Genomic DNA, 26725 nt, shown 5'->3' with positions numbered 1-26725 from the left:
GGGACGCGGGGCGCCCCCCGGCCCAGACGCCGGCATGACTGCTTCCACGTCCACCCCCACTGATACCGCCCCGCTGGATGTCCTCGCGCAGTTCACCGTGAGCCTCACCCCCCAGTTGCTGCTGGGCTTTTACACTGACCCGCAGGGCCAGGCGCACGTGTACAAGCACGACTGCGTGCCCACAGGTCAGGGTCAATTCGAGGTTGGCGCCGCCCGCCCTGGCACGGCCGAGGACCTGAACACCCTGCGCGGCCTGCTGGACGTGCACAGTGACGCCCTGCTTCACGAGCACGTCCTTCAGCACACCGCCACCCAGAGTGTGTGGTGGGTGCCGGCTGGGCCTCAACTGCTGTTCTTCCGCAGCACGGTCAACACCGACCTCAATGCGATGAGCGGCCACACGTTCCCCCAGCCGCCCCTGCTGATGATCGTGCGCGGCCACATTCTGTGGGTCTTCGCCCTGATGGAAAACGTCCGGCCGACGACGGCGACACCCCTCTTCCGGGCGCCGTACCTCAACATGTTCGGCGAAGGCCTGCTGTGCATGGGCAGCGTGACGCTCCCCGCCACCTTTAATCCCGCCGATCCGCACGCCCACACCCGGTGCTTTTTCGAGAGCCACTTCAACGGGGCCAACACCATGACCTGGCGCACAGGGACCCACGCCGAGCTGTGGCGCTCAGCGGCTGACCTGGGGCACTTCCCGCCCGACCAACTGCTGCCGGAACCGACCACCAAGACGCTCGCGGCGGCCCTGACCAAAGGCGGGCGCCGGTGAAGCATCACCTGAAATTCGATCCCTTTGCGCTGCTGCACGTCACGGTCGTGGGGGCAGGCGGCACCGGCTCTCACCTGGTGGTGCTGCTCACCGAACTGCACAAGTGCATTCAGGCGCTGGGCGGTAAGGGGCTGATGGTCACCGTGTACGATCCGGATGAGGTGAGCGAAACCAACGTGCTGCGCCAGAACTACCACCGCCAGGACATCGGCCGCAACAAGGCGGTCACCCTGGTGTCGCGGGTGAACTTCGCGTGCGGCACAGGGTGGGTCGCCCGGCCCGTCGCCTTCACGGGCGGTGAGTTGGTGGCCCGCAGTGATTACAGCGCGGCCACCCCGCAGGTCCTGTTCACCTGCACGGACCAGAACGCGGCGCGCCGCCAGATTGGCGCAGCCTTCGGGCGCGCGGGCAAGGGATACTGGATCGACACCGGCAACACCCGCTCAACCGGTCAGGTGCTGCTGAGTGAACCGAAGAGCAAAGCGCCACATCTGCCCAGTCCCCTGGTGGAGTACGCCGAGCAGCTGGCCCACGACGACCTGGACGCGCCGAGTTGCAGCGCCTTAGAAGCCCTGACCCGCCAGGACCTGATGGTGAACCGGGAAGTGGCGGTGAAGGCGGCTGGACTGCTGTGGCGACTGCTCCGGAACGGCGAACTGAGCCACCGGGGCGTGATCATCAACGCCCACGACGGGTACACCCTGCCCAAGCCCATTGAGGCCGGCATGGTGCCGGAGTACGCGGCGCCGCCTGTGGGTCTGATTCCCGCCGAGGCGCCGCCCACACCCGCGGCCCCCCAAGTCACCCCCAAACGGCGCACCACACCGCGCAAAGCGGCGGCGGCGTGACCGGCCTGCGCACCGCCCGGTTCCAGATTCAGCGCCAGCGTGTGGCGGGCACCCGCCTGATCGGCCGCACGCAGCTTCTGGAAGTCAAGATCCTCGATTACGGCAACGGCACCCTGGAATTGGACGACGGCAGCACCTTCCGGGTCGTGAATGGGCAGTTCGTCAAAAACGGTGACGCGCTGCGGGCGGGCGCAGGCTTCGTCTATGGCCGTGACGATGAATTCAGCGCGACGGTCGTGGCGCAACTGACCCCCTGGGTTCCACACCCTGGACGCTGACTTTCCACTGAGACGCATCACAGCGTCAGTCGTTGCCCCTTTGACTACCGGGTAGTCCAGGCCACCCAGATCCTCTTGAGACAGAGGGGGAAGCTGCGTATCCACGCTGCCTTGCCCGCTGGACTACCCGGTAGTCCAGCGGAATAAAAGAGTCATCGGCGTCTAGACCAGCCCCCGTCGGCCGCACGCCCACGGGCCCCTGCTGAACCTTGACCAGAGTGGCCGGACCTGGAAGTCCGGCCCACAGCTGGGTATGTCTCCTTCCACTGCGCCCCGCCTGCCTTCGGCCCCCCGTCCCCGCGCTGCTGGCACTGCGCCCGTGCCTGGCCCCGCCGCCCAGTCGACGGCCTCGCCCGCATCTGCCTTGCCGTCGCCAGTGGCTCGCCCTGCGCCTGCCGCTGCCCCTGTGACCCCGGCCGTCAGTCTGCCCGAACCGGGGCCGCCGCCGCCCAGCGCCGCGGGTGGTCTGGCGCGGACGAGCGCCCTGGTGCACACCAGCTTCATGCATGAGGTCGACGTCGAGACCCTGTGCCCGACCGAGCTGCGCGGGGACGAGCACCTTGACTGGCTGCGCGAGCAGTTCATCGCCAAGACCGCCGTGCATGACGCCTGCCTGGCGCTCGTCACGCGGGTGGTGCAGGGCGAGCACGTACTGCTGGAAGGCCCAGACGACCTCACCCACAACGTGGACCTGGCGCTGCGCGCGACCCTGCGCCGCCTGCACGGGATCGAGGCCCGCACCCTCTGGACCCACACGAGTGACCAGCTGCTGGCGCTGAGCGGCCAGATCAAGGCCACCCTGATCCTGGCGGGGCGCCCCGGCGCGACCTACACCCTCAGCTTTGACGGCCCCAACGTCACGGTTGAGACGACCGCTGGCCCCCGCGTCCAGACTCGGGACGAGCTGGCTGGCATCCTGCGCGGCAGCTACTTCGCCGACGTGCAGGTGCTCGCGTGAGCCGGCTGCGTCCAGGGGCTGGCCTCCCGCTGGTCCCCCGGCCCAGTGGCCCAGGACGCCGGTACCGCAGCAAGGCCCTCGAAGCGGACGTGGTGGGGGAGACGGTGACCCTGCGCGCCGGCGGGCATGAGGTGACGGTTCAGGCGCCAGGGCGCACCGACCGGGAACGGATCGAAGGGGCCCTGTCCGGCGCGCCCCTGCACGGCCGGGTGCTGCGCCGCGCCGCGAGTACCCGCGCCCATATCCTGCAGCTGCGCGACCATCAGGGCCGGCCCGTATGACGCCCTCTTGTCAGGCGCACCAGCGCCCCAGGACCGTGCGGCATGTCCACGCTGTCGTCCCGGATTCCCGCCTTCGACGGCCTCCGGGGGCTCCTCGCCCTCGCGGTGGTTTTCAGCCACGTCGTGGCGCTGACCTTCTTCCCCTGGAGTGGTGGGCCCGCGCCCACGCCGGTGCAGGCCGCCGGATGGTCGCTCGGGGCCCCCGCCGTCGACACCTTTTTCGTGCTGAGCGGCTGGGTGGTCGCCCTGAGCCTCCAGCGCCGCCCCGCCGTCTGGCCGTACCTGCTGGCCCGGCTGCGGCGCCTAGCACCCCTCGGCCTGCTGGGTGCCGCCCTGGGCCTCCTGATCGCCCGGCCACTGGCCCAGGCCTTGCCGGACGGCCTGGCGCCGTTTGGCCTGTTGCCCGCCCTGACCGAGCCGCTGACGGCCGCCGACTGGCGCGGCACGCTGACCCTCGGTCTGGGCGGCTGGTTTGAGGCCGGGCGCGTGAATGCGCCTCTGTGGAGCCTGGCCGTCGAGCTCTACGCCAGCGTGCTGCTGCCCGGCGTGGTGGTGCTGGTCCAGCGGATCGGCTGGCCCCTGCTCCCCTTGAGTCTGCCCCTGAGCCTGGGGGCCGGACTGCTGCTGTTCTGGCCGGCCCAACTCCTGCCCCTGTTCGTGCTGGGGGTGTGCCTCGCGCTGCACCCCCTGACGCTGCCGCGCCGCCGGCTGCTGTGGGTGGGCGTGCTGGGCCTGCTGGTGTTGCTGTCTCGCCTGCTGGTGCCCACCGACGAACACCTCTACCGCTGGGTCTCAGGGCTGGGCGCGGCCGGCGTGCTGCTGGCGGTTCAGGGCCTGCGGCCGCGCGTGCTGCTGGCCCCCTGGGCCCAGTGGTTGGGCGCGCGCAGCTTCGCGCTGTACGCCACCCATCTCCCCGTCCTCGTGGCCGCCGTCTGGCTGCTGTGGCCGGTCTTCGGGGTCACGGCCGCTGGGCTGATCGGCGTGCCGCTGAGCCTGCTGGCCGCGCACCTGGTGCACCGCGTGGTTGACCGTCTCCCCGCTGCCTTTCACCCCCTTGCCCGGCGCACCAGCGCCCCCGGAGGCTGACCTATGACCACCCTGCCCCGCAGCACCTGCACTGAAGGCCCGCCGCATCCTGTCCACCCTGAGTCACTTCCGGCAGACCCCGTGACCCCAGCGGTCTTGGCCGCGGACTTGCGCCGGCAGGCCGAGGAGGACCACCGCCAGGCCGCGCTGCTGGACGCGCAGGCTGAAGGGCTCTACCAGTTGCTGGCCCAGCTCCCTGGGCCCCAATGCACCGCGCACACCCGCGTGGCCTTTCACCTGATCGAAGGGGCCGCGCAGCTGCGCGGCCTCGCCCAGACCCGACTGACCCTGGCCGCCCACCTTGACGCCCTCTCGCTTTCCTTCCAGGAGCCCTCATGACCCGATCTGTTTGCCGCTGGTGGCCTGTCCTCGCCCTGCTGACCGCCTGCACCACCCCCCCGGTCGTTCCGGTGCCGACCAGTCTGAGCCTGGCCCCCTTGACCAGTGCCCGCATTGGCCAGCCTCTGTCTCTCCGGGCTGTGGTCCGCGACCAGTGGGGCGAGGTGATGGCGGTGCCCGTCGCCTGGACCAGCAGCCAACCGGCACTCGCCACCGTGCAGGGGGACACGCTCACCGCCACCCGCCTCACACCGACGAATCAGCCCCTGACCCTGACCGCCAGCGCTGGGCCTCTGCACGCCCGCACCGAACTGACGACCACGGGCCTGGAAGTTACCCTCGGGACCTACGCCATTCAGGGCCAGGCCGACCTGGGCACCGCTGCATTCGTGCGGTTCCGGCCTGAGTCCGGCGGCGCCGCGCCCCAGGCGGCCGTGACCTTCACAGCGCCGGATGGGCAACCCCTCCTCACCGACCTGGTGCTGCTGGGCGCGGCGGGTGAGGTCAGCGCGGGCTGGAGTTACACCCTGGCGCCGCCCCAGTCGGGCACGTACCGCGCGGCCCTGACGGACGGGGACACGCGCTTTACGGCCTCTGATGAGGTCGACGCGGCGTCGGTGGCCCCCTTCGCGGCGGCCGCCGCCGTGACCATCCAGCCCGACCGCTCGTATGAGATCCGTGCGGACCTGACCGGGCAACCTGTGGTCCTGGCCACCGCCTTCAATCAGGCTATTCGGTACTTCGGCCAGGCCTCAGCGAACGAGCTGCCGAAAAGGGGCACGGTCTCGCTGGAGCCGGGCACCTACACGACGGGCCTCTTCACCCTGCCGCTGAAATTGGGCGCCGCACCGTTTCAGAGCCCGACCCCGCTGACGTTCAACCTCACCTATCAGGGCACCGGCCCGGTGACGCTGCCATGATGGCCTGCTGCGTCCTGTGTGGCGCGCCCGCGTGCAGCCGCTTCGCCTTGTGTCCCGCCTGCGAAGTGAAGCCGTTGGTCAAGGCGGTCGGTGCTGGTTCCTCTTCATCCCAACCCCAGCCTCTCCCTCTGTCCGCTCGGCAACGACCAGGTCGCGCATGAGCGGCGTCGACGTGCTGCTGTTGCCACACGAGGAAACCCAGCGCCCCCCCCTGCCGGTCGTGCTGCTCCTGGGCAACGAGGACTACGCCGGCGAGCTCCTCCCCAGTGGGGAAGTTCGCCTGGAGGGGGGCGCCGCCCTCTTCGGCCATTTCAGTGCGGCGCAGCCACACCAGCTCCGCAGCCTGCAGGCCTTTCAGCAGCTCATGGACGAGGGCGATTCCCACAGTGAGGCTGAACTGCGGCTGGTCATCAGTCATGAGTTGAGAGGCCAGCACCGGGCGACCCTGGCCGGCGCCGAACTGGCCTGGACCACCGGCCTGGATTCGGTGGGGTGGTGGATGGCCGGACTCCCTGGCACGCAGACTTACCGGCAAGAGGAGATCCTGACCGTCTCGGCGCCCTTGGTCACCGTCTGGCCACACTTGCAAGCGCGCCGGGCGGACCTGGAACTGGCCACCCTGGGCAACGTCTTGCTGCGCCCTGGGAACGAGGCTCTGGCCGCGCTCAGCCCAGCGGTGCGCGCGCAGGTGGACCAGGGGCTGGCCGTGCTGGGGCCCTGGGCCCGCGTGATGGCGCTGCGCATGTGGCTGAGTCAGGTCCGGTGACGGCACCTGCCGGTGCGCTGGCTTCGCCCGTCTGTCAAGCTGACCGGGTGTCCCCCAGCGATCATGACGCCCGCAACCGCGAGCTGATTCAGTGGTTGAGCGCCGCCTGCAGTGAGTCAAGTGACTCGGCACTGGCCCCTGCACCTCACAGTGCCGCAGAGGGGGCGGACGGGCTCAGCACCGACGCTGGGTCCACCGAACCGCTTCACACCCCAGACGACTAAGACACTGCCGTTCCCCAACGGTGCGGCGGCGGGTAAACACCCTCCGTCACCCTTGCGGTCTTTTTTCCTCCGCTTCAACACCTTTTTTCCCCGGCCCAAGAACAGAAGGCGCGGCCCTGAGTCCTCCAGGATGACTGGATGACCACAGGCGGTTGCGCCCTGCCGGTCCCTTCAGGAGACTGCCCCGTATGGACGAGCATGCCCCCATCACTGCCGATATTGCCCGCGTGCTGACTGGCCTTCACCTGCGCCGAGACTTCCCCCTGCTGCCCGAACAGACGATTGCTCAACTGGCACTGCATCTGATCGACACCGCCGAAGCCCTGCGCGGGCCACTGGCGCAGATTGCGGGCGCCCAGCTCCACTACCAGCTTGATCCTGAGGACCGGACGCTCCACATCGTGGCGCACGCGGTGGATCTGGAGCGGTCGGGCTCGGCCGGCGTCAGCGTGTGCCACCTGGCCCACCTGCTCCTGCAAGACGACTTTCTGCGTACAGGCGGCGACATGGATCTGCGCCGCAACCTGTACGCGATTGCGTTCCGCGCGCAACTGGCTCAGCGGGGTGAGCCGGCCGACGAGAGCTTCGGCCGGGCACTCGAACTGGCCAACAGCGCCGTCGAGCCAGCGCCGCTGTATGCGCCGCACCTCAACTGAGATGGCGTCCTCAGAGACCGCCGCGCTGCAGGGTGTCTTCACCCCGATGACGCTGGCCGAGCGCCTCGTTACTCTGGAGCAGCTGCTGCGCCGCTCGGTGAAGAGTGAGCGGACGCTGGTGCGGGCCCTCCAACAGGAATTCGGGGATCGCCCCCCGGTGCGGGACGCCCTGGACGCGTGTGATCAGGACCTGGGTCAGTTGTCGCTGCATCTCTTGCGCGCCCAGATGCTCGGCTCGCCGGTGGACCGACCATGAACACGGACTTTGGAGCAGCTGAAGACGTCCAGGCCGAGCCTGCTGGTGACGTGGTGATCGACATCATCCCTGAGCTGGTCCAGGGCGTGATGCAGGCCACTGGCCTGAGTGAAGCTGCCGCTGAGAAGGTGGTCGAACTGGTGGTGGCGCGCCTGTGCCTGGCGCTGCAGACGGGAGAGCGCATCCAGCTGCGGGCCCTGGGCGTGTGGTGGCGTGAACCCCGGGCGCCCGCGATCACCTGGGTGAACGGGTGCCGCACGGTGACCCCGCGGCCGAGCGTGGTGCGCTTCCGGGCCGCCCCGCAGTTGACGGCTCAGGTGCAGCTGTTAGGTGGCCCACCCACCATGGGTGATGCCGATGGCAGCTGCGCTTGCTGACCCACCGCCCGACCCGTCATGCTGTGGTGAGGTCAATCCTCAACCCCACCTGGAGGCCATATGGATCAGTTGGAGCAGCTGCGCGCGGGCCTGCGTGAGGTGGGCCGCCAAGAAGAGGCCCTGCGCGTTCGGCGGGCTGAACTGGAGAGGGCCTACGCCGAGCAGCTGCCCGTCGCTCTGGGCGCCTACCGGTCTGGGCAACGGGTGCAGTGGCAGTCGCCGAACGGTCACGCCGGTACCGGCACGGTTGAGTACATCTTCGTCGAGCGGGAACGTGCCACCTTGACCGATCACGATCTGCGGTACAGCGTGCGGGAGACCGGGGCGCCTTCCGGCACGGATTACCTTGCGCTCTCCCATGTGCGTGACCGAGTGCGGCCCACCGATGTTTGAAGACGAGGACCTCGATCACCCCGAGTTCGGCCGTCCCGACCGCGCCCCGCCCGCCGAGTGGGGTTCCTTCTGGTCGCTGCGGCTGAAGCCGCAGCGGATTCGGGCCGTCGCCAACTACCTGGCGCTCCTGGAAAAGACCTGCATCCGCTTTCTTGACGCGTTCGGTCCTGACCTGTGGCTTCTGGAACTCAACAGCGGCGCCCGCTATCAGCTGCACGTCGAGAACCTTCAGCTGGGCAGTGCAGACGGCACAGAACCTGAACGCAGCGGCCGGGTCTCGGTGGAACCAGCGGGGATGGCTGAAGACCTGCTGCCGGAGTACCTGCACCGCCGGGTTCAGGACGCCGACGCCCTTCTGGTGATCGCTGCGCGGGACAAACTTGAGACCAGAGGCGTCGACCGCATATTCATTGACGCCTTGCCACTGGCTCAGATCGAGGCCAGCCTGATTGAGCGGCATTTGGCCCTTCTCCAGAGCTGCCGCTCCTGGTGCACCACCGAATTTGAGGGCTACTTTGAACTCTGGGTGGCCGAGTCCAAGTCGCCCGGCTGAGGGCGCCCGAAGCCAGCGGTTCTGCTGGCGGAATCAATCCAGCACCCTGGCTCAAGAGGCTTCAGTTTCTTCAGGCTCGGGCGTGCGGCTGCGCCGGGCCAGAATCCCGGTTGCCCGGACCCCTCGGCGCGCCAGCGTCCAGGTGCCCAGGCCAAAGTACGCGGTGGTTTCCTCAATCAGCACCCAGGGCACCGCCTCCAGATTCACGTCGGCACCCGCCGCTGAATACGCGCCCAGCCCGCAGCACCGCCCCGTATCCGTCACGATCAGCACCGCGGCGTCCGGACAGGCCGCCTGCCAGGCCGCATTCAAGTGCCGCAGCGTCGACCGGTGCTGGGCCTCGGTCGCTGGATCGACCAGCACCAGGTCAAACACGCCGCGCCGCCCGGCAGATGATCAGGCCCCGGTCCAGGGCCAGCAGCGCGGCGGCCGCCGGCACCAGATACGCGTGCCACGGCCCCTCCCGCTCGCCGGTCACATGCATGGGCAGCTGTGGGGCAAACCAGCGGGTGTGACCAGCCCCCGGGGCGCGGGGGCTGTCGTGCCAGATCTGCGCCAGAGCGTCCGGGCCGTGCGTGGCCACCACGGCGGTGAAGAAGGCCCGGAACGCGGCTTCGTCTTCACGCCAGCGGCCGGGACGCCATTTGTGCCCCCGCGGCACTGGCCAGGCCTCGGTGACCGGGGGCAGCACAGGAGGCCAGGGGGCCGCCCCCTCAGTGGACCGCAGCGGCGACGGCAGCATGACCGGGGGGCTGAACGGCCTCAGGCAGATCGGCTGGCGTGAACAGATGCAGTTGCGGCCGTACGCCCGGTGGCGCCAGCACCGCCAGCACGTGGGTCGTGCGCCAGGTGGCGAGCGGCCCGGCACTCACGGGATCAAAGGTGGGGTGCTCCAGGTAGATGGCGGCCAGGGGCCACAGCTGCTCGACTGCGGCGTGGGGGCACGGGGCGGGCAGATTGAGCGAGGCGACGTCGATGCACCAGACCACCCCGTCCAGATCGGTCTGGACCACCAGCAGCGCGTGCGTGCTGGGCAGGCCGTCCAGCCAGCGCTGGGCGGCGTCCAGCACGTGGTCGTGAAAGGGCGTCAGCTCAGGGTCGTCCGTCTGACCACTGGTGAGGGACACGGCGTGCACGCCCACCAGACCGTCGGTGCGGTTGGCCCAGCTCAGGGCGCAGGGGTGCACGGGCCAGTCGGGCGGACACCAGGGCGCGCCGGGCGTGTCCAGCACGAAGGTGTCCGGTTCAGGGGTCAGCGGTTCAGGCTCGGAACAGGTCAGGGCGGCGCGGCGCAGGCCGGCCAGCCAGGTGAACAGGGACACAGGCACTCCTGAAGGGCAGGGGAGAGGTGAACTGTCCCTTCCCCCTCACGGTCTGGGGGCGCTGGTGGACCGGGCAAGGTGGGGGTTGGGGGGGTGGTACGCTCTGGGCATGACCACTGCTCACGAAGCCCTCATCGTGCAGCTGGTCTTTTTGGCGGCCACTGGGGTGAGTGGGCTGGTGCTGGGGGTGTGCCTGGCCTCCGTCTGGAGCCTGGAGGTGGGCCTGAGCATGCTCGGCGTCCTGGTCTGGAATGTGGCGGTCTGGACCGAACTCGGCGCGCGCCTGCCCGACTCGCCGGGGGTGCTGCGTGGCCGCGCCACGACCGTTTTCCTGACGGCCTTTGTGATCGGCATGGTCTACCTGCCCTAGCCCCCTTGCGCGGCGCACCAGCGCCCCAGGACCCTGCTGGGTATGACGGGGCTTTTCCGATGATCGCGGTCACTGGCCTGCTGGTTGACCGCGCGGCCGACGGCATTCTCGTGCGCGACGCCCAGGGCGTCACGGCCGCCTGGATCGGCGCGATTCCTGAAGCCCACCCCGGCGATTACCTCACCGCCACCGGCGCGGTGCTGCGCGACCGCACCCTGGCGGTGCAGGGCGTGCGGGTCCTGGCCAAGGCGGACGACCTTGCCCGCGCTTTTTTGCAGCATGCCGTCAAAGGGGTGGGTCCCCGGTTGGCCCAAATGCTGGTGAGTCAGGGGGGCGCGCGGCTGCTGGACCGCCTGGCGGAGGGCGAGATGCCCGAAGACCTGCCGGACCGGCTGCACCGCCCGGTGCGGGAGGCCTGTCAGAGCCCCACCCGCGAAGCGTTTGCCACGCTGCACCTGCTGGGCCTCTCGGCGCCCCAGGTGCTGACCGTGATCCGGGCGTGGGGGAGTGGGGCGGCCGCCCGCTTGTCGAGTCGGCCGTTCGACGCCCTGGAGCTGGGCCTGCCGTTTCCAGTGCTGGACCGGGTCCACAGCACGCTGGGAGGGACGCCGGACGACCCGGCCCGGCACGCGGCCTTGGCCTATCACGCCGTGCAGCGCGCGTCCCTGGAACACGGCCATATGCGCCTGCCGACCCCGCAGGTGCTGTTCAGCTTGCAGGACACGAGTGCGCTGAGTGCGGCTGAAGCGCAGCGGGCCATCACGACGCCGCTGCTGACCCATCATGCGGGGCACCTCTACCTGCCGGCGCGCTGCCGGGAAGAGCAGGATCTGGCCGGGGCCCTGCGGCGCCTCCTGCGCGCGGCGCCACGAGGCGAGCTGATGATGCCCGCCAAGGGACCGCTGAGTACCGAACAGTACGGGGCCCTGAGCCTGGCTCAGCGTTACCCCGTCACGGTGTTGACGGGCGGCCCCGGTACAGGCAAGAGCACGACCCTGAGGGCCCTGGCGCAGATGCTGAGCCGTGGCCACTTGGCGTTGGCGGCGCCGACCGGCAAAGCAGCGGCCCGGCTGAGCGACACGACCGGCCGGGAAGCCCAGACCCTGCACCGCCTCTTGGGTGCCGGCGCGCGCGGCTTCACGTTCCACGGCAAGAACCCCTTGCCCCTGGACGCCCTGGTGATTGACGAGGCGAGCATGATCGACACGGCGCTGCTGCTGGCTGTGCTGGACGCCGTGAGCGCTGGGACGCGGGTGGTGCTGGTGGGGGACGTGGACCAGTTGCCGCCGATTGCCCCAGGCTTGCCCCTGCAGGCCCTGTTGGGCACCGTGCCGACAACGCACCTGACCCGGATCTACCGGCAGGCCCAGGACAGCCCGATTGTGACCCTGGCGTACGACATCGGGGATGGCGAGCGCCTGGTGCCCGAGACGCTGCCGCTGCCGTTTACCGAATTGCAGGACGCTCAGACGGCGGCCCGCCTGGCGCTGGACGTGGGGGCGCAGCTGCTGGCCCCGACCCGGCGGGGGCCCCTGGGCACTCAGGCCCTCAACGCGGCCGCGCGGCAACTCAGTGGGCGCAGTGGCGGCTTCCAGGTGTCCGACGGACAGGCGGGGGTCGGGGACCCGGTGGTGTGCACGCGGAACCTGTATGGCCCTGGGGTGATGAATGGGATGATGGGCGTGGTGACGGGGGAGTCCGAGGAGCATGGGGGCACGTTGACGGTGCAGTTCGACGAGACCGAGCTGGCCTTTTCGGGGTCAGCGCGGGCGGCCCTGATGCCGGCGTATGCGCTGACGGTGCACCGGGCGCAGGGGAGTGAGTGGCCCGCGGTGGCGGTGGTGCTGCACGGGTCACATGGGGGAATGTTGTCGCGGACGCTCGCGTATACGGCGGTGACGCGGGCGAAGGAGACGCTGCTCCTCCTGGGCGAACTGGAGGCCTGGAATCAGGCGATCACCCACCCCACGCCGCCCCGGCACTGCGGGTTGGAAGAGCGGCTGCATATATAGTTACCCCCAATTCTTATATATTTTCGTTTTGCGAAAAAATTGCATATTTAGAAAATAGCTATTAGGATGTGGCTATGTCCACTCTCAGCCATTTGATTAGGGCTGTGCTGGACCGCATGGGCCTTCAACGGCAAACATTGGCCCAGCGGCTCCGCACCAGCCCATCAGCTGTCACCCGTCTCCTGTCAAAACCAGATGACGAGCAGATCATAGGCCAGCTCAAAGCCGTGGCTGAGGCGCTGGACATGGTGTGGTCTCATAGTCTGTATAGCCCGGCGGAGCAGCATGACCAGCTGCGCGCGGCTGCCCATGCGGTGGCGACAGTGCCATATGGGTTTTTTCCTGCACCTCGAACCTTTCAGCGCACGCTGGCAGAGGCGGCTGAACATCAGATGCAGCGGGCCATGCGCGAATTACATGACCCGCAACACCTGCAACTGCCCTTGTCGTCCGAGCGCGGCGGCGGCACCCTGGATGTGGTGGGTTGGTTCTTGGGTCAGGTTGCTCTCGGTGAGGAGGGGCATGCCACTCTGACCGATACGTATTGGGTGCTGTACACCTCACATGGCAACTGGCGTAACCCTGATGGCTATACCTGCAACGTGCTGTACTACGAAGCGTCAGGATACGCGCAGATGGACTGGATCAACCCGGTTGAGCGCCGCATTCCTCTTCGCCTGCCGACGGCGGCCGGACGCAGCTATTTACGGTTACGTCCGACCACTACGGCGACCCATCTGGGGCCAGACGTCACGCTGGTGTCGGAGCAGGCGCCTGGTGGTAATGCGGTGGCCGCCCTGATCCTGAGTAGTACTGGGCTTCATGCAGATGTGCCGGCCAATCTGACAGCCGCCCTGGCTACCTTGCCCGAAGTGATAGAGCGGGGCAGCAGGGTCCCCGTCCCAGTGTCGAGCCGAATTGAACAGATCCAACGCACTGCGGGCGTGCCTCTTGGTTGGCGCGAACATGATCTGTTCGAGTGTGGATTTGCGACGCAGGCTGGGCTCAGTGATGCTGAAAACGCGCAGGCCATTGAAGACGCAAGTCAGGACAGTGTCCGCCGTTTTGCTCGGCAGTATCGAGTGCGGCCTGAGTGGGTGCTGCGCGGAGATGGCCCGGTAACTTATAGCAGCACACTGAAAAGTTTGGGCTGGTATGGTCACGAAATTTTGGACGAGCTGGCTCGGCAAGTGCGCGATCTTCAGGCGGTCTTCGTGGTGCTTGTGGGTGACGAGATGCAATTTGCCTGGCAGTTACGTCATCCCAGCGTGCCAGGCATCTCGGTCTACGATTACGTGACCCCCCTGAGCTGGGACCTTTCGGATCAGCGGATGTATATCAAAGCAGTACTTTTATTTCTTCAGCGCGCCGAGTTGCCAGTTATTGGTGTGCGCCTGCCAGCTGGGCTTCACGATAAAGTTTCGTCAGGGGAACTGAGCTATGGTGAGTACCTGCGTCACCAAACTGCCGCCGCAGTGGATATCTGGGCGCTAGCTACTCAGTTCCACGGTTTTGATGAGGTGGAGACCAACAGCTACCGCAACGACCTTCCGTTGGCCTACTTTTACGACGACTTCAGGGGGGACCAAGCTCTAGAGCGGTTGCGTCGCAACCGGTCTGACACAGGTGATGATTAGTAGCCATCTGGGCTTACGCCAGACCGACCCATTCCATACTGATTGTGTGAAGCGTGTTTTGCTGAGCCTGCTCCTTCTGACTGCCTGCACTGCGGTTCGCTCCTCACTCTCGGTACGCTTCGTGCCGACGACCTGCGCGTCAGCTCTCAGACAGATGGCGACGCAACCCAAGAAACCCTTGGCCCGCACCTCAGGCTACGAGTATTACCCCATCTTCACAGCGACCCTGGGATATGGATACGTCCTCTTGCCCATGACCAGTAACGAGGTCTGGGACGACCGTCTCCCTTTGCATCTGGATTGCCACGAAGAGTTAGGTGGCGCACGACTGACCGTAACGCGACCCGGCGCACCGTTGCCGTCTATGGTCGCGCAGGCGCTGCTGCAACTCTTCTGAACGCTGACTTAAAGACTTTGGTCTCTTAACTGGTCAATCCTAGCCGCTGTCCGTCTAAACAAGTTGGTTTGGAGAAGTCCCAATACGCACTGCCAGAGCCTATGTCTTGGTTGAGCGTAGAAGTGAGGGGAGACCGGACGCTATCCGGATTGTGAGGTCGGTATGCTGTCATTGTGTCCATGAACCTGGATCAGTTCATTCATGCCTATCAAGGGCGGAAAGAGGCTCTGAAGAGTCTCCTCGTCCAGGGACAACCTCTCCTTTTTGTTGGTGCTGGCGTTGGTGCCAACTTGTACCCAGTCTGGACCAAGCTTATACGCGAGCTCATCTCAGAAGCGGAAATAACGTTGACGAAAGAGCAGAGTCAGTTATCGGATCCGGAGAAAGCCTGGATCGTGAAGCAAAGTAATCGGTTAGCATACAAAAAAGTTGTCAGAAGGCACTTTTCTAAGCGTCAGAATACCGATGAGCGAGTCCTCACTCCATTAGAAAGGTTCAACTTTAGAGGCATTATCACGACGAATTATGATGATGCTCTTTCCCGCCGCTTTCGCCATTATGGGTTTGAGACGGTGACTACGAACCAACTACATCTCCGTCTCTTATCCGAAGCTCAGAGATACATTTTCCATATTCATGGGCGAATTATTGAAGACGAACCTGAGGAAGCCGACCTAGATATAGTTTTAGCGCAAGATGAATATGCAAAATATTATTTAGATTCTGACGTAATCCCAGACTTTCTTAAGACTGCAATTGGTCAATATGCAATGGTATTCATAGGGGTTTCATTTAGTGATAAGCATGTTGTTGACGTATTAAAGAAATATATCGCTCAGGAGAGGTCTTTAGATGCCTCTGGCGATTCACCTATAAGATATGCCCTCATGCCTATAGAGCTTGAAAAGCACGATAAGCTAAAGAAGCGTATCCTTGATTTCGATTACATTGAAGAAAAAGAGGAAGAGTTAGAGAGATTGGGCATTATCCCTGTATGGTTTCAGCGGGGGGATAATTTTAGAGGACTCAGTGATTTATTGGAAACATGGGCAGAATCTTTAAAAGTTCAGAATAAAGGAATTCGAGAGACAAGCCCGGAGAAGCCATGACATTAACTGTATTCGAATCCGTAAAACGTCTTGATCTCCTAATCAGTCAATCCCCTCCCTCGGATTTTCAGGAAATCGTTGCTCTTACTCAGAACGATACGGTTGATAAATATCTATTTCATAGCCTACAGCGTGGGGATTGGCTTTTACCCTTAATTCAGAATCAGTTTTTTGCAGATGACGTACTCAATGAGCGTCCATATAGATTGGCGTTTTTACGACAATTTCTCCCTGGTGAAGCAGCCCTAGTCAGTGATATTCTGCGTGACTGTCGGATGATAGTTCCGCAATCTCGAATCGAATTTCTAAACCTTTTGATAGAAATGCCAGCCGTATACTTACGCTCTCTTCTAGCCGAAGTAGAGGGCTGGGTGACCGATCCGGTGTGGGCAGATATCAATTATCCTCTGGAGCAGTTAACTGTTCGCGCCCTTAAAGAATCTGAATTTGAAGGCCTGGACTGGTTCTTGCTTCGCCTTCTGCTCATGCCTCACCAGTATAAGACACAAGAGGGCAACTACTATGTAGTAAACGCAGACGATTGGAGAATGGAGTATTTCCTGGATCAGCATGAGGAGATTTTGCGTAATCGCAATTGGTATATCCCTCTGCTTATTGATATTCTGGCTGCTTATAGTGCGATTCAAGAGAGGCGACCTTACGGATTGAGTACAGGATCGCGTCATCTTCTGCACCAGCAGTTTGAAAGTAATGAATCTGCCGTATCACAACTTAGCTCGTTAATAATTAAAAGCTTTGACTCAATGAATGATGTTGAGTCTTTTGAGATCACTTGGGATCAATTGCGGCGCTATCCTTATGAGATTTTCACTCGTCTACGCCTTGTTCTCCTTTCGAAGATAAGCAACCCTAAACCAAGGTTCGTTCGTTTAACTTTAATGGACCGCTATGCGTTTTATCGCTACGATGAGTACCAAGATGCTGTCCGTGCTCATTTTCTGTTTCTATCAGATGAGGATAGGCAGATTATCTGGCAATGGGCACGTGAAGAGTTCTCACTTCTAAACAGTGCTTACTATGAAAAAAACTATCCGCAGGGCCTGAGTCAACATCTAAGAAGAAACCTCTGGAAGAGACTTCAAACAATAAACCCATATATTCCAGATGATTTACAAAAGCAATGGCGACAGTTGTCTGAGCAATATGGTGAACAAGAAAGCTATGGTCCGAATTTCTACGTCCAAGACGGCACCAGCAGCATTCTGACACCTCAGGATCTAGCTACACTGAGTCTCACTGAGATAGCGAAGCTCCTCAGTGAGGATCCTCCAAGCACTGGAGATGAACACTTTGATGAACCGCACCATCGGATTGCCGGCCTTAGAGATGTTCTTCGGCGCGATGTCGTTCAGCGCCCGGATATTTATTTTACGTCGCTTGATTTTCTAAAATCTATTCCACCTGAGTATTTGTCAACAATTATTTACACCATGCGTGCTGAAGAGAATTCGCCGCTTCCAGGCGTACGCCTTGTCATTGAACTTCTCCACTTCTCTAACCATAAGTCTCAGACGAATCCATTGGGAGATCATGAATGGTCTGATTGTGTTGGGGGCTTAGCAGATCTTATTACTGAGCGTATCTTAAAAGATGAGCTCACTCGTTCAAATCTAGTCGATGCGCCACAGCTTTTGGATGTGTTAAGGGAAGGCCTCAAGGACCCAGATCCTCCTCTTGATGAGGATTCGGAGCAATGGAAGGTTGAGAGTGATAGATTTTCTCAATCTCTTAATGTAGCTCGTGGGAAAATTATGCACGCCTTGCTCAAGTTTATGGGGTGGGCATATGATTATTCATCTGAACATGGTGACCTTGCTGCTAATCAATTGCTAGTGGAATCAAAGCAGATTATCTTTGATCATTTATCTTCGGGGGTCGAGAAAAGTGCAGCGGTATATACTGCTCCAGTCAGAAACCTTCCTTGGATAATGTTTATTGATCCTGTATTGGGGAAAAAGCTGGTTGAGATCCTATTTGACCGTCGTCATCCACAGATATCGAGGCCAGTGTGGACGGCTCATCTAATGTGGAATCGTTTTTACAGTCAGTTTTTTGCCGTAACACGTTCATTTTATGCCGAATATGCTGTTCAAGACTTGCCAAGCACCGGCTCTGCCCTTTGGAGTACTGATAAAGAGGTTCAGCGCGCTTTCGGTCAACATGTGGCGATGCATTATATTAGGAATGATCTAAATCTTTTTGAGGATGATAGAATTATAGAAGCGTTCCTAAATTATGCCGATGATATTGCCGTGGTTGAAACTTTAACCTTTCTGAATCAGAGTCTTCGTAATACTAGCGGTGAGACCAGAATATACGCGAATCGACTTCAAAGTTGGTGGGAGATATTAAGTGGTGCAGACAACAGATTTAATTTAAAAGAGCGTAAGACAAGTGTTAGAGATGAGTTTGGGTTACTTTTTTCTAATCCGCTTCTTGAATTGGACTGGAAATTTAGTCAACTGTCCATACTGCTAGAAAGTTCAGAAGTGCTTCCTAAGACAGTGTCGAAGGTGTTGGCCGAATTTAAGAGAATTGTGGGTGACAGTACCCAACTGGTTCTAAAATATACTAAGCAGATTGTTGATTCTACGAGTATAGATAGGCGTCAAGCCCATCTCATTTTGCAGTTATTGGAGCAAACTCGGCATATTGAAAATCCTGAACTTGTAGAATCGATTAATGGAATCGTTGAAGGTGTGATGGAGCAAGGTTATACGCTGGGATTTCAGCAGTATCACAGATAGATTTTAGTGTTGAAGCGGCGCAATTCAAGTTAACGCAGATGTTATGACGCTACGCTAGGGTACTGATATGGTTGAAATGAATTTGCCTGAGCGCCCATCCTGCCGCAAGCTTTACTACGAACCCCCATGGCAAGATTAGCCAAAAAGGTGCTAACCAGGAGTACCAACTTGGATGACCTTGCAATACTTCCCCTGACACGACTTGCGCTTGTGCCCAGTTACCTCGAGCTACTGTTCTCCCCTCCTTCGTGACAATGGCGCTCTGGCCTGCTTCAGACGCCAGCACCAGGGGCAGCCCAGCACTCACCGCTGCGGCCCGCGCGGCCGCCAGCTGGAGCTGGGCCGTCTTCGGGTGCTTGTTCGACGCCGGCACCACCAGCACCTGGGCGCCTTGCCGCGCGAGCTGCGCCGCATCCAGCGCAAAGAGAGCCTCCACACACGTCAGGATGCCCACGCGCATGCCCGCCACGTCCACCGGCGCCAGGGCCTGCCGACCCGGGGTGAGCCAGGGCGTTTCCGTCGTGGGCACCAGGCGGCGCTTGCGGTACAGCCGCTCTCCACCCGCAAACACGCTGTTGTACGCCGCCAGGGCGTCATACTCCACTGCCCCATACAGCACGTTCGGCGCAAAGGGTCTGCGGAAAGCTGGCCCCGTGTGGCGCACCGCACTGGCATCTTCGGGCAGCACGATCAGATCCGCTTGGACACCTTGAAGTCTCAGCTTCCACTGCCCCTCTTCGGCTTCTGCCTGGCCCTGCGGCACCTCGTTGATGGCCCTGATACCGGTGTTGCCCCCTTGTCCGGCCGCCAGAGTGATTGGGGCGCCCGGGGACGCGGGGGACCAGAGACAGGCCAGGGCCAGCACCGCCAGCGGCAGGAGGGCCGTCAACCTGCCCAGTAGGCCTCCAGCCAGCAGGACCAGCAGGGTGCCGGTCGCCGGCCCGGCCAGCCACATCGGCGCGAGCAGGAACACAGACGGCGTACTGGGGTCAGCGTACACGCCCAGCAGAGGACTGGCCAGCAGCAGGTCGGCGGCCGCCACCACGCCGGCCCAGGTGAGGGGCGAAGCGCTGCGCCGGGCCAGCCAGGCGAGCGGCAGCGCGCAGAGCAGGTGCAGCCCCACCGGCAGGGCGACCACCAGCAGGACGCTCCGAAGTCCAGGAGGCAGCAGGGCCAGCGTGCCGCTGTAGGCCCAGACCATCAGCGGCGCCAGCAGCCCGGTCACCGCGAGCGCCCCCGGCCAGGTCGAGAGGCCGCGCTGAGCACCCCCAGGGCACCCACCGCGGTGACGCGCCTCCACTCAGCGCTGCAGGACACCTGCGCCGTCATAGACGAACACTGCCGACTGCGGTTCACGCGGCACCGACATGGCCGCCACCGGCGCCACCGTGATGTCCGGCTGAGACACATCGTACGAGCGCCGAATCATCGGCACTTTGCCGTCCGGGCCGATGTGCTTCATGGCCGGGGGCACATAGCCGCCGGTCAGCTCGTCGTTCAGCGTGGCCCTCACGAGGGTGCCTTTGGTCATGTCCACCGTGATGGTGGCCACCCAGGCGGTTTTCTGGGGATCATCGGTGGCCACCGTGGCAATGACAAACAGGCCGTCCAGGTTGCTGGTGACACTCTGGGCTTCCTGCACGCCGACCAGCTGGGAGCTCTCGGCCAGCCAGGCGGGCTGGGTCAGCAGTTCAGGGAAGCGGGCGACGGCCTGTTGGCGCAGCTGCTCCAGCTTGCTGCGGTTGACGTCACTCAGGGCCGTGGCGTTCAGGGCCTGCGACGTGACGCCGGGCGTAAAGGCCAACTCCACACCGTGCACGAGGGCGTCTGACTTCTCTTGATACTCCGCCAGTTGGGCGGCGATCTGGGTGGGGGAAGCAGGGGTGGCGGTGCGGGGGGGCGTGGCCTGTTGGCAGGCGGCGAGCAGCAGGGTCGTGAGGGTCAGCGCAGCAAGTCGTTTCATTAGGTCTCCAAGAAAAGGGAAGGCGGGAAAGATTCAGGTGGGCTTACTCGTGTGTGGGGTGGCGGCCTGGCGCCAGTGGTGCCAGACCAGCTGTGCCGCTTCGACCAGGTACAGGCTCAGGATCAAGGCCGCGCCGCCGAGCAGCAGGACGTTGAGGTCCGGAATGGTGGCGAAGGCCAGCCACAGCGCGGTGGCCAGAAAGGACGTGTTTCTCAGCCAGGCGGCCCCCGACCTGAACCAGAACTGCATCAGGAGCTGCGCGGCGCTCCTCAGAAGACAGACGAGGAGCAGGACCTGCAGGCCCACCCCTTTCGCCGCGATCATGCGGTCCATCACGGGGCGCAGCGGCGCTGACCCGTCCCAGGCCAGGGCCATGAGTCCGACCAGGGCCAGGACGATCAGCACAAACAGGGCGGCTTGCCCCAGCCCTTCCTTGAGGACCCTCAATACCGTGGTCAGCAGGTGAATTCGAGTCGTCATACACCTCCCAGAAGGTGGACCAGAAACGCGAGCGGTCGTTACTTGCTAATGGGGGTCACGCCGGTCTGCCGGGTGGCGTCGTCCCAGTTGGTAAAGCAGTACGCCATTTCCCAGTCCCGCGCTGGGCGCGTGGGATCGAAGGGGCCGATGGCCGTCATCGTGCCCATGACCTGGCTGGCTTCATTCAGCAGCACCCCGCCACTGTCCCCACCCTGCGGCGCGCCGTTGAGCTTGCGTGGGTTTTTGGCCTGGTCATAGCTGGCCACAATGCAGGACGTGTACGCGTCCACCACGAAGCCGCTGTCCGTTTGAATGCGCTGTTTTTGCACGGCGATGCGGTTGAAGTCGACGAACCACGTCCACTCGCGCCGGTAGCTGGTCGCGCCGCTGAGCTTGATCTTCTGCGCCATGTTCGGCGCGGGCGCGCCGCCTTTCTGACTCTCGCGGCTGATGATGCGGCCGGACCAGTCGTCCGCCACCAGGGCCTCAGGGCTGTAGTTGGTGGTGGTCAGCCGGATGGCAATGGCGTCGGTGCCACTGCGGTGGACGTTCGTGGTGGCGCCGATCAGGTCACCGTCGCCCGCCAGATACTGATAAAAGCTGGTGGTGCGGCTGGGGTTGACGCAGTGGGCGGCCGTGACGAGGTAGGTTTCCCCGTTTTTCACGCCGAACCAACCGGCAGAACATTCCAGGCCGCCGGAGTTGATGCGGGCGCCGCCGCCCCAGGGCCGGACGCGCTCCTGGATGTACTGATTGGTGCTGGGGGAGCCGTTGTCCGAGAGGGTGCGCAGCTGCGGCGCGCCGCCGAGTCGCAGGGCGGCGGCCGGTACGCGGCTGCCCAGGAGCTTCTTGAAGGCCTCGTGATGTTTGACATCGAGACTGACCGCGACTTGGCCGCGCTGGAAGTCGGCGCTGATGGTGTGGGGCCAGGTCTGGCCGTCCAGGACATCCTCGACGGCGCCCGCGTACCTGGCCACTTGCGGCGCGCTGTACGCCACGGTGACCGTGTTCAGGGCGGTGACGCGGCTGGCCAGCTGGGGGCTGAGGCCCTGGGCTTTCAGGGCGGCCTGCACCTGCTGCACGGTGAGGGGCGCGGCGCGCTGGGCACTCAGCTGCTGGGTCACACTGGCGGTCAGCACGCCGCCGGCGTAGGTCACCGAGTTGACGCCCAGCTTCTGGGCGAGCTGGACTTCGGGACTGGCCAGGAGGCGCTGCTCGAAAGCGGCGCTGGCCGATGAGGAACTCAGGAGGAGCAGGGCGGCGAGGGGCAAAAATTTCATAGGGTCTCCAAGAGGCGCCCAGAGGTGGGCGGGCATGCCATGACCGGCACGCCCTACCTTCAGGGGGCGCTGGTGCGCCTGGTCAAGTCCCCAGGGTTGGCGCCCCTCTCAGACCTGGAGATCTGTCGGCCCCGACCCTTGCAATTCGCTTGTCACACGCACACACTGCGGGCTATGACGAAAAAGTCGGCGAAGACGGTTGCCCCGAAAGCCCCCAAGGCCGCTACTCCGAAGAGCGCGGCCACGACCGATGCCCCGGCCACCGAGGGCCAGAAGATCGGCAAGACCCAGCTCGTGGCGCTGGTGGCCGAGCGCACGGGCCTGACGAAGCTGCAGAGCGAGGCGGCCGTGGTGGCGGCCCTGGACGGGATCGTCGAAGCGGTCAAGGCGGGGCGGAGCGTGGGCCTGGCCGGTTTGGGCACCCTGAATGTGAAGGCGACGGCCGCGCGCACCGGGGTCAAGCCGCGTACGGGCGAGCGGATTCAGATTCCGGCGGGCAAGAAGGTCGCCTTCAAGGCGGCGACCACGTTGAAGGGAACGTTGTAAAGGCAAAGAGTGCCGATTCCCAGGCCTTTACAGAGGCTTGGGGGCCTTGATATTCCTGCGTTCTCGCCTTTGGTGGGATGAACAATGTTTTACCATACGGTTGTGACTGGTCGCCAGTATCAAACCATCAGCGAGATTTTCGAGGTCTCACCGAAGCGAATTGAGGCCTTGCACAAACAGTATGCCCAACCAACCCGACCCTTTCTTTTCATCGGTTCTGGGGTTGAAGTGGGAGTTCATGCGGGATGGGGAAAATTTATCGACGCAATTCTTGAGTTCTGCGGCCTACCTCTAACGATTGATAAGGCTGAATCTCAGCAAGCGCGCGCGGAACGAGCCACAGTCGATATAAAGAAATACAGACAGGCCATCTTGAAAGAGTATCAACAGTGGGAATCAATAAACCAGCGTGTCATGGAAGAAATAGGGCGTCTAAAAGTTCAGAGCATCGTAACGACAAACTATGGCCGCGCCCTGATGGAACGCTTTTCCGGTCAGGGTTTTGAGATTTCGCTTTCTAGACACGCCTATGGCGACTATATAGATCGGGCGACTCCAAAGAAGCATAGAATCTATCATATTCATGGTTATATAGACGAGGGGCAGAGGGCCGATCAGTTAGATATTGCCCTTGCTTCTTCCGAATATGAAAGATATTATAATGAAGATACCAATTTAGAGCACTTTCTTCGTGACATTTTTGCTCATGAGACGATAATTTTTATTGGTTTAGGCTTCAGTAGAGATGACCCGTTTCCTAAAATCCTCGAAGCACTAGTTCAAACACAGAGAACTAACACAATGGCTCCTGCTCTGGAGCAGCAGCACCTCTTTGCATTTATGAATCTACCGTGTATATATGAAGGTACAAAGGCCATATTAGATTTTGAAGCTTTGAATAATGCGGAGGATGATTTTCAAAAAATGGGTGTGGTCCCCATCTGGTTTGATCCTGGGAATAGTTTTAAACAGCTGAAGAGTATGATTTCCGCACTTGCTAACGCCGATAAGGGTGTACAAAGCATCAACGAGCAGGGAGGTGAACCACCATTAACGAGGTCAGAGCAATAGATATCTTGGACAAACTTGACGCACTTCTGGAAGATGCGCCACCTGGCGATCTTACTCAGTTCCTTGAATTTATCAATCACAAAGTATACAATGATTACTTTTTTCACAATCTGCAACGCTATGATTGGCTTCCTGCTCTTCTCAGGGAAAATTGCTATTTCCAAGAAAGTATAGAGAGATACCCTGCTCGTCTAGCTTATCTCTATAACATTGCCCATTTATATTTTGATGACATCGTAAGAATCCTTGCGAATCTTCAATTTGATACTCCTCAGACTCAATCGTTCTTTACTCAGATTCTCCGCAAGCTTCCTAGAAATTCACAAAGGGTGTTACTTTCCAAAATCGAAACTTGGGATCTCACTGAGAAAGACTACACCATGTATGAGATTAGGGGACTGGTGGGTGATTTACTGGGTCACCCCAATCCTCAAGGCTTGGATGAATATCTTACACGCTATCTCTTATCACCACGATACAGCGAGAAATTGAAATACTCCGATCCCAGACCCAAAATCAGCGCCTGGGAGTATCGCGAATTCTTAGATAACAACAAAAACCAGCTCTCAGAAAAGAGTTGGTTCATCTCCACACTTTTAGATTTACTGGCAGAATTTAATCAATCAGAAGAGTACGAACGATTTTCCCGCTTCAGCTTCACAAGTTTTACCCATTTAAATCAGACTAAACGCCCTCATGAGGATGAGGCATTGCCGATTTTGTTGAAAGCTTTCCAAGATGAACTGAACACGAATCCGTCTGACGTGAAGTTTCGAGACGCCTGGCTCAGTCTCCAAAGTCGTCCGCAAGCACTTTTCACGCGCCTGCGTTTGTTGCTCTTGGCTGCGCAGCCGAATGCACCCCAGACATTTATTGAAGAGGCCCTTTTAGACCGCTTCGCCTTTGAAGAATTTCCCGAATATGAAGATGCCGTTCGAGTTCACTTTCCACGCCTTTCAAGAGAGGCGCAGCGCACGGTCTGGTCCTGGGTGACGACTCCTCTGGCCGTTGAATCGCGGTTTCTGGCAGAGACTGACCCCTATGCCCAGGGCCGAGCTGAACGCGTCCTCCTGCGCAGACTTAGCCGACTGGCGCCCCACCTTTCCCCGGACCTTCAAGTCGAATGGGACAGGTTACAGACCCTGCACAGCCAACAGCGCGAGAGCGGCCCAAAGATGCGGACTCGGGAGGGCACGTCAAGCTCTGTCACGACCGATATGTTGGCCGCCAAGAGCATTCCTGAAGTCATTCAACTTCTTCAGGGGGAAGCCCCCTCCACTGGAGACGACTGGTTTGATCAGCCGCACCTGCGGGTTGAAGGCCTGGCCGACGTGGTCAGACAAGATGCGATTCAGCGCCCGGGTGAGTATCTCCGGCACACAGACCTTCTCAAAACCATCGATCCCACCTACCTGTGGCACATTCTGGACGCTTACAGGTCAAACGATGTAAAAGACGTTCCCATATGGACGTCCTACCTCGAAATGTTCGACTTTGTGTGCAATCAATCCCAGCAGAAGCCCAGCGTGAGAGACTGGACCTTCTGCGTCGGCACCATGGCCGACTATTTAGAAAAGGCCCTCAAGCGTGACGACATTGTCGACCAGTTGTTGCCTCAAGCCCAGGCCATTGGCGCCGTCCTTGCCAAAGCACTGCTTGATCCAGATCCACCCCCAGATTCAGAGATAGAAAATCTGGGCGATTATGGTGACGCCTTTACCCGCTCTCTCAATGTGACCCGCGGAAAAGTCATGCACGCGTTGATTCGCTTCCTGGGCATGGTTCAGACTGGCCGTTCAAAGGGCGACCACCCAGAATTACAGAGAGTGCTGGATGAAGGTCAAACCTTGATTTTGAATCACCTAAACCGAGAACGGTCAGGCGCTGTTGCCGCTGCTGTTGTACCGACCCTGCCCTGGTTTGAGTATCACGACGCGGCCTACGCGGCCAAGCTGGCCCAAATCCTGTTTGACCGGGCTGTGCCTTGGCGCTCCTCGGCCACCTGGAGTACGCACCTTCAATGGAACCGCTTTTACAGTCGCGTCTTTGAATTGTTGCGGTCCAGTTACGCTCAGTATGCGCGTGAGGACCTCGGTGCGGCTTCACCCATCTGGGACACCAATGAGCAGGTCCAGAAAGAGTATGCCGAACATATCGGAATGTTCTTCGTTCGTGGCTTAATTACGTTTGGTCAACCAGATGAACTGTTGGAGCATTTCCTAAGGAAAACGACGGGTGCTGCTCTGGCCAATCTCTTCGCATTCATGGGACAAGCCTTGGAGCGGACAGATGGCGATGTCAGGGCGTATGTCGCCAATCTTCAGCAGTTGTGGGCAGCGGTCAAAAGCGGCGTCCTCCCTGCACGACCTGAGGAAGACCAGCGGGAGATTCGTGCTTCTTTCGTTTGGCTGCTGGGAAATTCCCAGATTGAGTTGTCATGGCGCCTCAACGAATTGAGGAGCATCGCCGGCCTACCCAGAAGTGGGCAAAACGATTTCATCCTGATTAAGACCTTGACTGAGTTCCCAGACACAGAGCGGAACACTATTCTGAACATCATCGCCCTCCTGGTAGAAGCGCAGCCTCTGGACGGCATGGCTGTACGCTACGTCAAGCAGCTGTTGGAGCAAGTCCGAGAGGATGATTCGCCTGAAGTGGGCCGTGCTGTCAACATCATTGTCAATCAGCAGCTGGCGCGAGGCTACATAGGGGACTTCAGGCCGCTTTACCGGCCAGGGGCACCACCTAAGGCGTAGTTCTTATCCTCACAGTAGGTGAAGGGCAGCCTCTCAACCAAACCCGTTGCGCCTGCTAGGGCGCCCGGTGAAGGCCACTGGATGCCGTCGATCACGCCGCTCAAGGTGGCCACACTCCATACCGCCGCCCCAGCCACTGGGGCGGCGGTGGCGTTGGCCGGCCTTCAGGCCATCAAGCCGCGTGGCTGCTGCGGCCCTAGTCGGGGGTGTTTTAAGGAAGCTGCTACCAAGTGCAAAGTGAAATGTTTTCACAAGCAGGGACCTGAGAAAGTACCTGCTTCAAGCAGTGTCGGCACTTTCT

General features: G+C 61.6%; 30 protein-coding genes. 23 read left to right on the top strand and 7 right to left on the bottom strand.

Annotated features, from left to right (window positions below):
* The first annotated feature begins 34 nt into the window (after window positions 1–34).
* The 14 genes from K7W42_RS13020 to K7W42_RS12955 all read left to right on the top strand — a co-directional run bounded on the left by K7W42_RS13020 (window position 35) and on the right by K7W42_RS12955 (window position 8713).
* Window positions 35–778 carry a hypothetical protein gene (locus tag K7W42_RS13020; protein ID WP_224575189.1) on the top strand — a complete coding sequence of 248 codons (744 nt, stop codon included), beginning with the start codon at window positions 35–37 and terminating at the stop codon, window positions 776–778.
* Window positions 775–1626: a PRTRC system ThiF family protein gene (locus K7W42_RS13015; RefSeq protein ID WP_224575187.1), complete on the top strand. Its 852-nt coding sequence runs from the start codon at window positions 775–777 to the stop codon at window positions 1624–1626. Before K7W42_RS13020 ends, K7W42_RS13015 begins: the two co-directional genes overlap by 4 nt.
* Complete coding sequence (locus tag K7W42_RS13010) at window positions 1623–1904, top strand: hypothetical protein (RefSeq protein WP_224575184.1); 282 nt, start codon at window positions 1623–1625, stop codon at window positions 1902–1904. The genes K7W42_RS13015 and K7W42_RS13010 overlap by 4 nt, the downstream gene beginning before the upstream one ends.
* Before the next feature lie 406 nt (window positions 1905–2310).
* Entirely contained in the window at window positions 2311–2862 is a 552-nt protein-coding gene (locus tag K7W42_RS13005) for a hypothetical protein (protein WP_224575182.1), read from the top strand.
* Complete coding sequence (locus K7W42_RS13000) at window positions 2859–3143, top strand: hypothetical protein (RefSeq protein ID WP_224575180.1); 285 nt, start codon at window positions 2859–2861, stop codon at window positions 3141–3143. The genes K7W42_RS13005 and K7W42_RS13000 overlap by 4 nt, the downstream gene beginning before the upstream one ends.
* A gap of 42 nt (window positions 3144–3185) precedes the next feature.
* Window positions 3186–4229, top strand: a complete 1044-nt coding sequence (locus K7W42_RS12995; protein WP_224575177.1) for an acyltransferase family protein — start codon at window positions 3186–3188, stop codon at window positions 4227–4229.
* A gap of 3 nt (window positions 4230–4232) precedes the next feature.
* Window positions 4233–4568, top strand: a complete 336-nt coding sequence (locus K7W42_RS12990) for a hypothetical protein (RefSeq protein ID WP_224575174.1) — start codon at window positions 4233–4235, stop codon at window positions 4566–4568.
* Window positions 4565–5488 carry a hypothetical protein gene (locus K7W42_RS12985; protein ID WP_224575173.1) on the top strand — a complete coding sequence of 308 codons (924 nt, stop codon included), beginning with the start codon at window positions 4565–4567 and terminating at the stop codon, window positions 5486–5488. Before K7W42_RS12990 ends, K7W42_RS12985 begins: the two co-directional genes overlap by 4 nt.
* A 157-nt stretch (window positions 5489–5645) precedes the next feature.
* Window positions 5646–6254: a hypothetical protein gene (locus tag K7W42_RS12980; protein ID WP_224575171.1), complete on the top strand. Its 609-nt coding sequence runs from the start codon at window positions 5646–5648 to the stop codon at window positions 6252–6254.
* Window positions 6255–6666: 412 nt separating this feature from the next.
* A complete protein-coding gene (locus tag K7W42_RS12975; RefSeq protein WP_224575170.1) occupies window positions 6667–7134 on the top strand; it encodes a hypothetical protein in 468 nt (155 codons plus the stop codon).
* A gap of 1 nt (window position 7135) precedes the next feature.
* Window positions 7136–7390 carry a hypothetical protein gene (locus K7W42_RS12970; RefSeq protein WP_224575168.1) on the top strand — a complete coding sequence of 85 codons (255 nt, stop codon included), beginning with the start codon at window positions 7136–7138 and terminating at the stop codon, window positions 7388–7390.
* Entirely contained in the window at window positions 7387–7767 is a 381-nt protein-coding gene (locus tag K7W42_RS12965) for an HU family DNA-binding protein (RefSeq protein WP_224575167.1), read from the top strand. Before K7W42_RS12970 ends, K7W42_RS12965 begins: the two co-directional genes overlap by 4 nt.
* Before the next feature lie 60 nt (window positions 7768–7827).
* The gene (locus K7W42_RS12960; RefSeq protein ID WP_224575165.1) at window positions 7828–8160 is read left to right on the top strand and encodes a hypothetical protein; all 333 of its coding nucleotides are present in this window, start codon (window positions 7828–7830) and stop codon (window positions 8158–8160) included.
* Complete coding sequence (locus K7W42_RS12955; protein WP_224575164.1) at window positions 8126–8713, top strand: hypothetical protein; 588 nt, start codon at window positions 8126–8128, stop codon at window positions 8711–8713. Before K7W42_RS12960 ends, K7W42_RS12955 begins: the two co-directional genes overlap by 35 nt.
* A 51-nt stretch (window positions 8714–8764) precedes the next feature.
* On the opposite strand, the gene K7W42_RS12950 is transcribed toward K7W42_RS12955, so the two are convergent.
* Genes K7W42_RS12950 through K7W42_RS12940 form a run of 3 tightly spaced genes read right to left on the bottom strand, consistent with a single transcriptional unit; the run spans window position 8765 to window position 10035 of the window.
* Complete coding sequence (locus tag K7W42_RS12950; RefSeq protein WP_224575162.1) at window positions 8765–9088, bottom strand: hypothetical protein; 324 nt, start codon at window positions 9086–9088, stop codon at window positions 8765–8767.
* Window positions 9081–9404 (bottom strand): hypothetical protein, encoded by a 324-nt coding sequence (locus tag K7W42_RS12945; protein WP_224575160.1) that lies wholly within the window; start codon window positions 9402–9404, stop codon window positions 9081–9083. The genes K7W42_RS12950 and K7W42_RS12945 overlap by 8 nt, the downstream gene beginning before the upstream one ends.
* A gap of 22 nt (window positions 9405–9426) precedes the next feature.
* Window positions 9427–10035 (bottom strand): hypothetical protein, encoded by a 609-nt coding sequence (locus tag K7W42_RS12940; protein WP_224575158.1) that lies wholly within the window; start codon window positions 10033–10035, stop codon window positions 9427–9429.
* Between the two features lie 109 nt (window positions 10036–10144).
* On the opposite strand from K7W42_RS12940, the gene K7W42_RS12935 reads away from it, so the two are divergent.
* The 6 genes from K7W42_RS12935 to K7W42_RS12910 all read left to right on the top strand — a co-directional run bounded on the left by K7W42_RS12935 (window position 10145) and on the right by K7W42_RS12910 (window position 18328).
* Entirely contained in the window at window positions 10145–10405 is a 261-nt protein-coding gene (locus K7W42_RS12935; RefSeq protein WP_224575156.1) for a hypothetical protein, read from the top strand.
* Between the two features lie 59 nt (window positions 10406–10464).
* Window positions 10465–12417, top strand: coding sequence for an AAA family ATPase (locus K7W42_RS12930; RefSeq protein WP_224575154.1), 1953 nt, complete (start codon window positions 10465–10467; stop codon window positions 12415–12417).
* Between the two features lie 74 nt (window positions 12418–12491).
* Window positions 12492–14054, top strand: a complete 1563-nt coding sequence (locus tag K7W42_RS12925; RefSeq protein ID WP_224575152.1) for a hypothetical protein — start codon at window positions 12492–12494, stop codon at window positions 14052–14054.
* Between the two features lie 154 nt (window positions 14055–14208).
* Window positions 14209–14451, top strand: coding sequence for a hypothetical protein (locus K7W42_RS12920; RefSeq protein WP_224575150.1), 243 nt, complete (start codon window positions 14209–14211; stop codon window positions 14449–14451).
* Window positions 14452–14630: 179 nt separating this feature from the next.
* Window positions 14631–15560: an SIR2 family protein gene (locus K7W42_RS12915; RefSeq protein ID WP_224575243.1), complete on the top strand. Its 930-nt coding sequence runs from the start codon at window positions 14631–14633 to the stop codon at window positions 15558–15560.
* Entirely contained in the window at window positions 15557–18328 is a 2772-nt protein-coding gene (locus tag K7W42_RS12910) for a hypothetical protein (protein WP_224575148.1), read from the top strand. The genes K7W42_RS12915 and K7W42_RS12910 overlap by 4 nt, the downstream gene beginning before the upstream one ends.
* Before the next feature lie 49 nt (window positions 18329–18377).
* Here the strand turns inward: K7W42_RS12910 and K7W42_RS12905 are convergent, their stop codons facing one another.
* The 4 genes from K7W42_RS12905 to K7W42_RS12890 form a co-directional block, all read right to left on the bottom strand.
* Entirely contained in the window at window positions 18378–19553 is a 1176-nt protein-coding gene (locus tag K7W42_RS12905; protein ID WP_224575146.1) for a nitrilase-related carbon-nitrogen hydrolase, read from the bottom strand.
* Between the two features lie 75 nt (window positions 19554–19628).
* Window positions 19629–20291 (bottom strand): hypothetical protein, encoded by a 663-nt coding sequence (locus tag K7W42_RS12900; protein ID WP_224575144.1) that lies wholly within the window; start codon window positions 20289–20291, stop codon window positions 19629–19631.
* A gap of 33 nt (window positions 20292–20324) precedes the next feature.
* Window positions 20325–20771, bottom strand: coding sequence for a hypothetical protein (locus tag K7W42_RS12895; protein WP_224575143.1), 447 nt, complete (start codon window positions 20769–20771; stop codon window positions 20325–20327).
* A 38-nt stretch (window positions 20772–20809) separates the two neighbouring features.
* Window positions 20810–22051 carry a chymotrypsin family serine protease gene (locus tag K7W42_RS12890; RefSeq protein ID WP_224575142.1) on the bottom strand — a complete coding sequence of 414 codons (1242 nt, stop codon included), beginning with the start codon at window positions 22049–22051 and terminating at the stop codon, window positions 20810–20812.
* Between the two features lie 174 nt (window positions 22052–22225).
* On the opposite strand from K7W42_RS12890, the gene K7W42_RS12885 reads away from it, so the two are divergent.
* The 3 genes from K7W42_RS12885 (at window position 22226) to K7W42_RS12875 (ending at window position 26424) form a co-directional block, all read left to right on the top strand.
* Complete coding sequence (locus K7W42_RS12885) at window positions 22226–22597, top strand: HU family DNA-binding protein (RefSeq protein WP_224575141.1); 372 nt, start codon at window positions 22226–22228, stop codon at window positions 22595–22597.
* Between the two features lie 102 nt (window positions 22598–22699).
* Window positions 22700–23668, top strand: a complete 969-nt coding sequence (locus K7W42_RS12880; protein WP_224575140.1) for an SIR2 family protein — start codon at window positions 22700–22702, stop codon at window positions 23666–23668.
* Window positions 23669–23673: 5 nt separating this feature from the next.
* Complete coding sequence (locus K7W42_RS12875) at window positions 23674–26424, top strand: hypothetical protein (protein ID WP_224575139.1); 2751 nt, start codon at window positions 23674–23676, stop codon at window positions 26422–26424.
* The last annotated feature ends 301 nt before the right edge of the window (window positions 26425–26725 follow it).

Origin of the sequence: Deinococcus betulae, from assembly GCF_020166395.1 — a bacterium.
GTDB classification, from domain to species: Bacteria; Deinococcota; Deinococci; order Deinococcales; family Deinococcaceae; genus Deinococcus; species Deinococcus betulae.
The sequence above is the reverse complement of the archived record's forward strand: the minus strand, read 5'-3'. Positions and strand labels throughout refer to the sequence as shown.

Coding starts and splice junctions, on each gene's coding strand:
- K7W42_RS12985 (WP_224575173.1), top strand. CDS start 4,565: ATGACCCGATCTGTTTGCCGCTGGTGGCCTGTCCTCGCCCTGCTGACC.
- K7W42_RS12970 (WP_224575168.1), top strand. CDS start 7,136: ATGGCGTCCTCAGAGACCGCCGCGCTGCAGGGTGTCTTCACCCCGATG.
- K7W42_RS12965 (WP_224575167.1), top strand. CDS start 7,387: ATGAACACGGACTTTGGAGCAGCTGAAGACGTCCAGGCCGAGCCTGCT.
- K7W42_RS12995 (WP_224575177.1), top strand. CDS start 3,186: ATGTCCACGCTGTCGTCCCGGATTCCCGCCTTCGACGGCCTCCGGGGG.
- K7W42_RS12925 (WP_224575152.1), top strand. CDS start 12,492: ATGTCCACTCTCAGCCATTTGATTAGGGCTGTGCTGGACCGCATGGGC.
- K7W42_RS12975 (WP_224575170.1), top strand. CDS start 6,667: ATGGACGAGCATGCCCCCATCACTGCCGATATTGCCCGCGTGCTGACT.
- K7W42_RS12980 (WP_224575171.1), top strand. CDS start 5,646: ATGAGCGGCGTCGACGTGCTGCTGTTGCCACACGAGGAAACCCAGCGC.
- K7W42_RS12910 (WP_224575148.1), top strand. CDS start 15,557: ATGACATTAACTGTATTCGAATCCGTAAAACGTCTTGATCTCCTAATC.
- K7W42_RS12955 (WP_224575164.1), top strand. CDS start 8,126: ATGTGCGTGACCGAGTGCGGCCCACCGATGTTTGAAGACGAGGACCTC.
- K7W42_RS12885 (WP_224575141.1), top strand. CDS start 22,226: ATGACGAAAAAGTCGGCGAAGACGGTTGCCCCGAAAGCCCCCAAGGCC.
- K7W42_RS13020 (WP_224575189.1), top strand. CDS start 35: ATGACTGCTTCCACGTCCACCCCCACTGATACCGCCCCGCTGGATGTC.
- K7W42_RS12900 (WP_224575144.1), bottom strand. CDS start 20,291: ATGAAACGACTTGCTGCGCTGACCCTCACGACCCTGCTGCTCGCCGCC.
- K7W42_RS12915 (WP_224575243.1), top strand. CDS start 14,631: ATGAACCTGGATCAGTTCATTCATGCCTATCAAGGGCGGAAAGAGGCT.
- K7W42_RS12990 (WP_224575174.1), top strand. CDS start 4,233: ATGACCACCCTGCCCCGCAGCACCTGCACTGAAGGCCCGCCGCATCCT.
- K7W42_RS12930 (WP_224575154.1), top strand. CDS start 10,465: ATGATCGCGGTCACTGGCCTGCTGGTTGACCGCGCGGCCGACGGCATT.
- K7W42_RS12895 (WP_224575143.1), bottom strand. CDS start 20,771: ATGACGACTCGAATTCACCTGCTGACCACGGTATTGAGGGTCCTCAAG.
- K7W42_RS12935 (WP_224575156.1), top strand. CDS start 10,145: ATGACCACTGCTCACGAAGCCCTCATCGTGCAGCTGGTCTTTTTGGCG.
- K7W42_RS12890 (WP_224575142.1), bottom strand. CDS start 22,051: ATGAAATTTTTGCCCCTCGCCGCCCTGCTCCTCCTGAGTTCCTCATCG.
- K7W42_RS12920 (WP_224575150.1), top strand. CDS start 14,209: ATGGCGACGCAACCCAAGAAACCCTTGGCCCGCACCTCAGGCTACGAG.
- K7W42_RS12960 (WP_224575165.1), top strand. CDS start 7,828: ATGGATCAGTTGGAGCAGCTGCGCGCGGGCCTGCGTGAGGTGGGCCGC.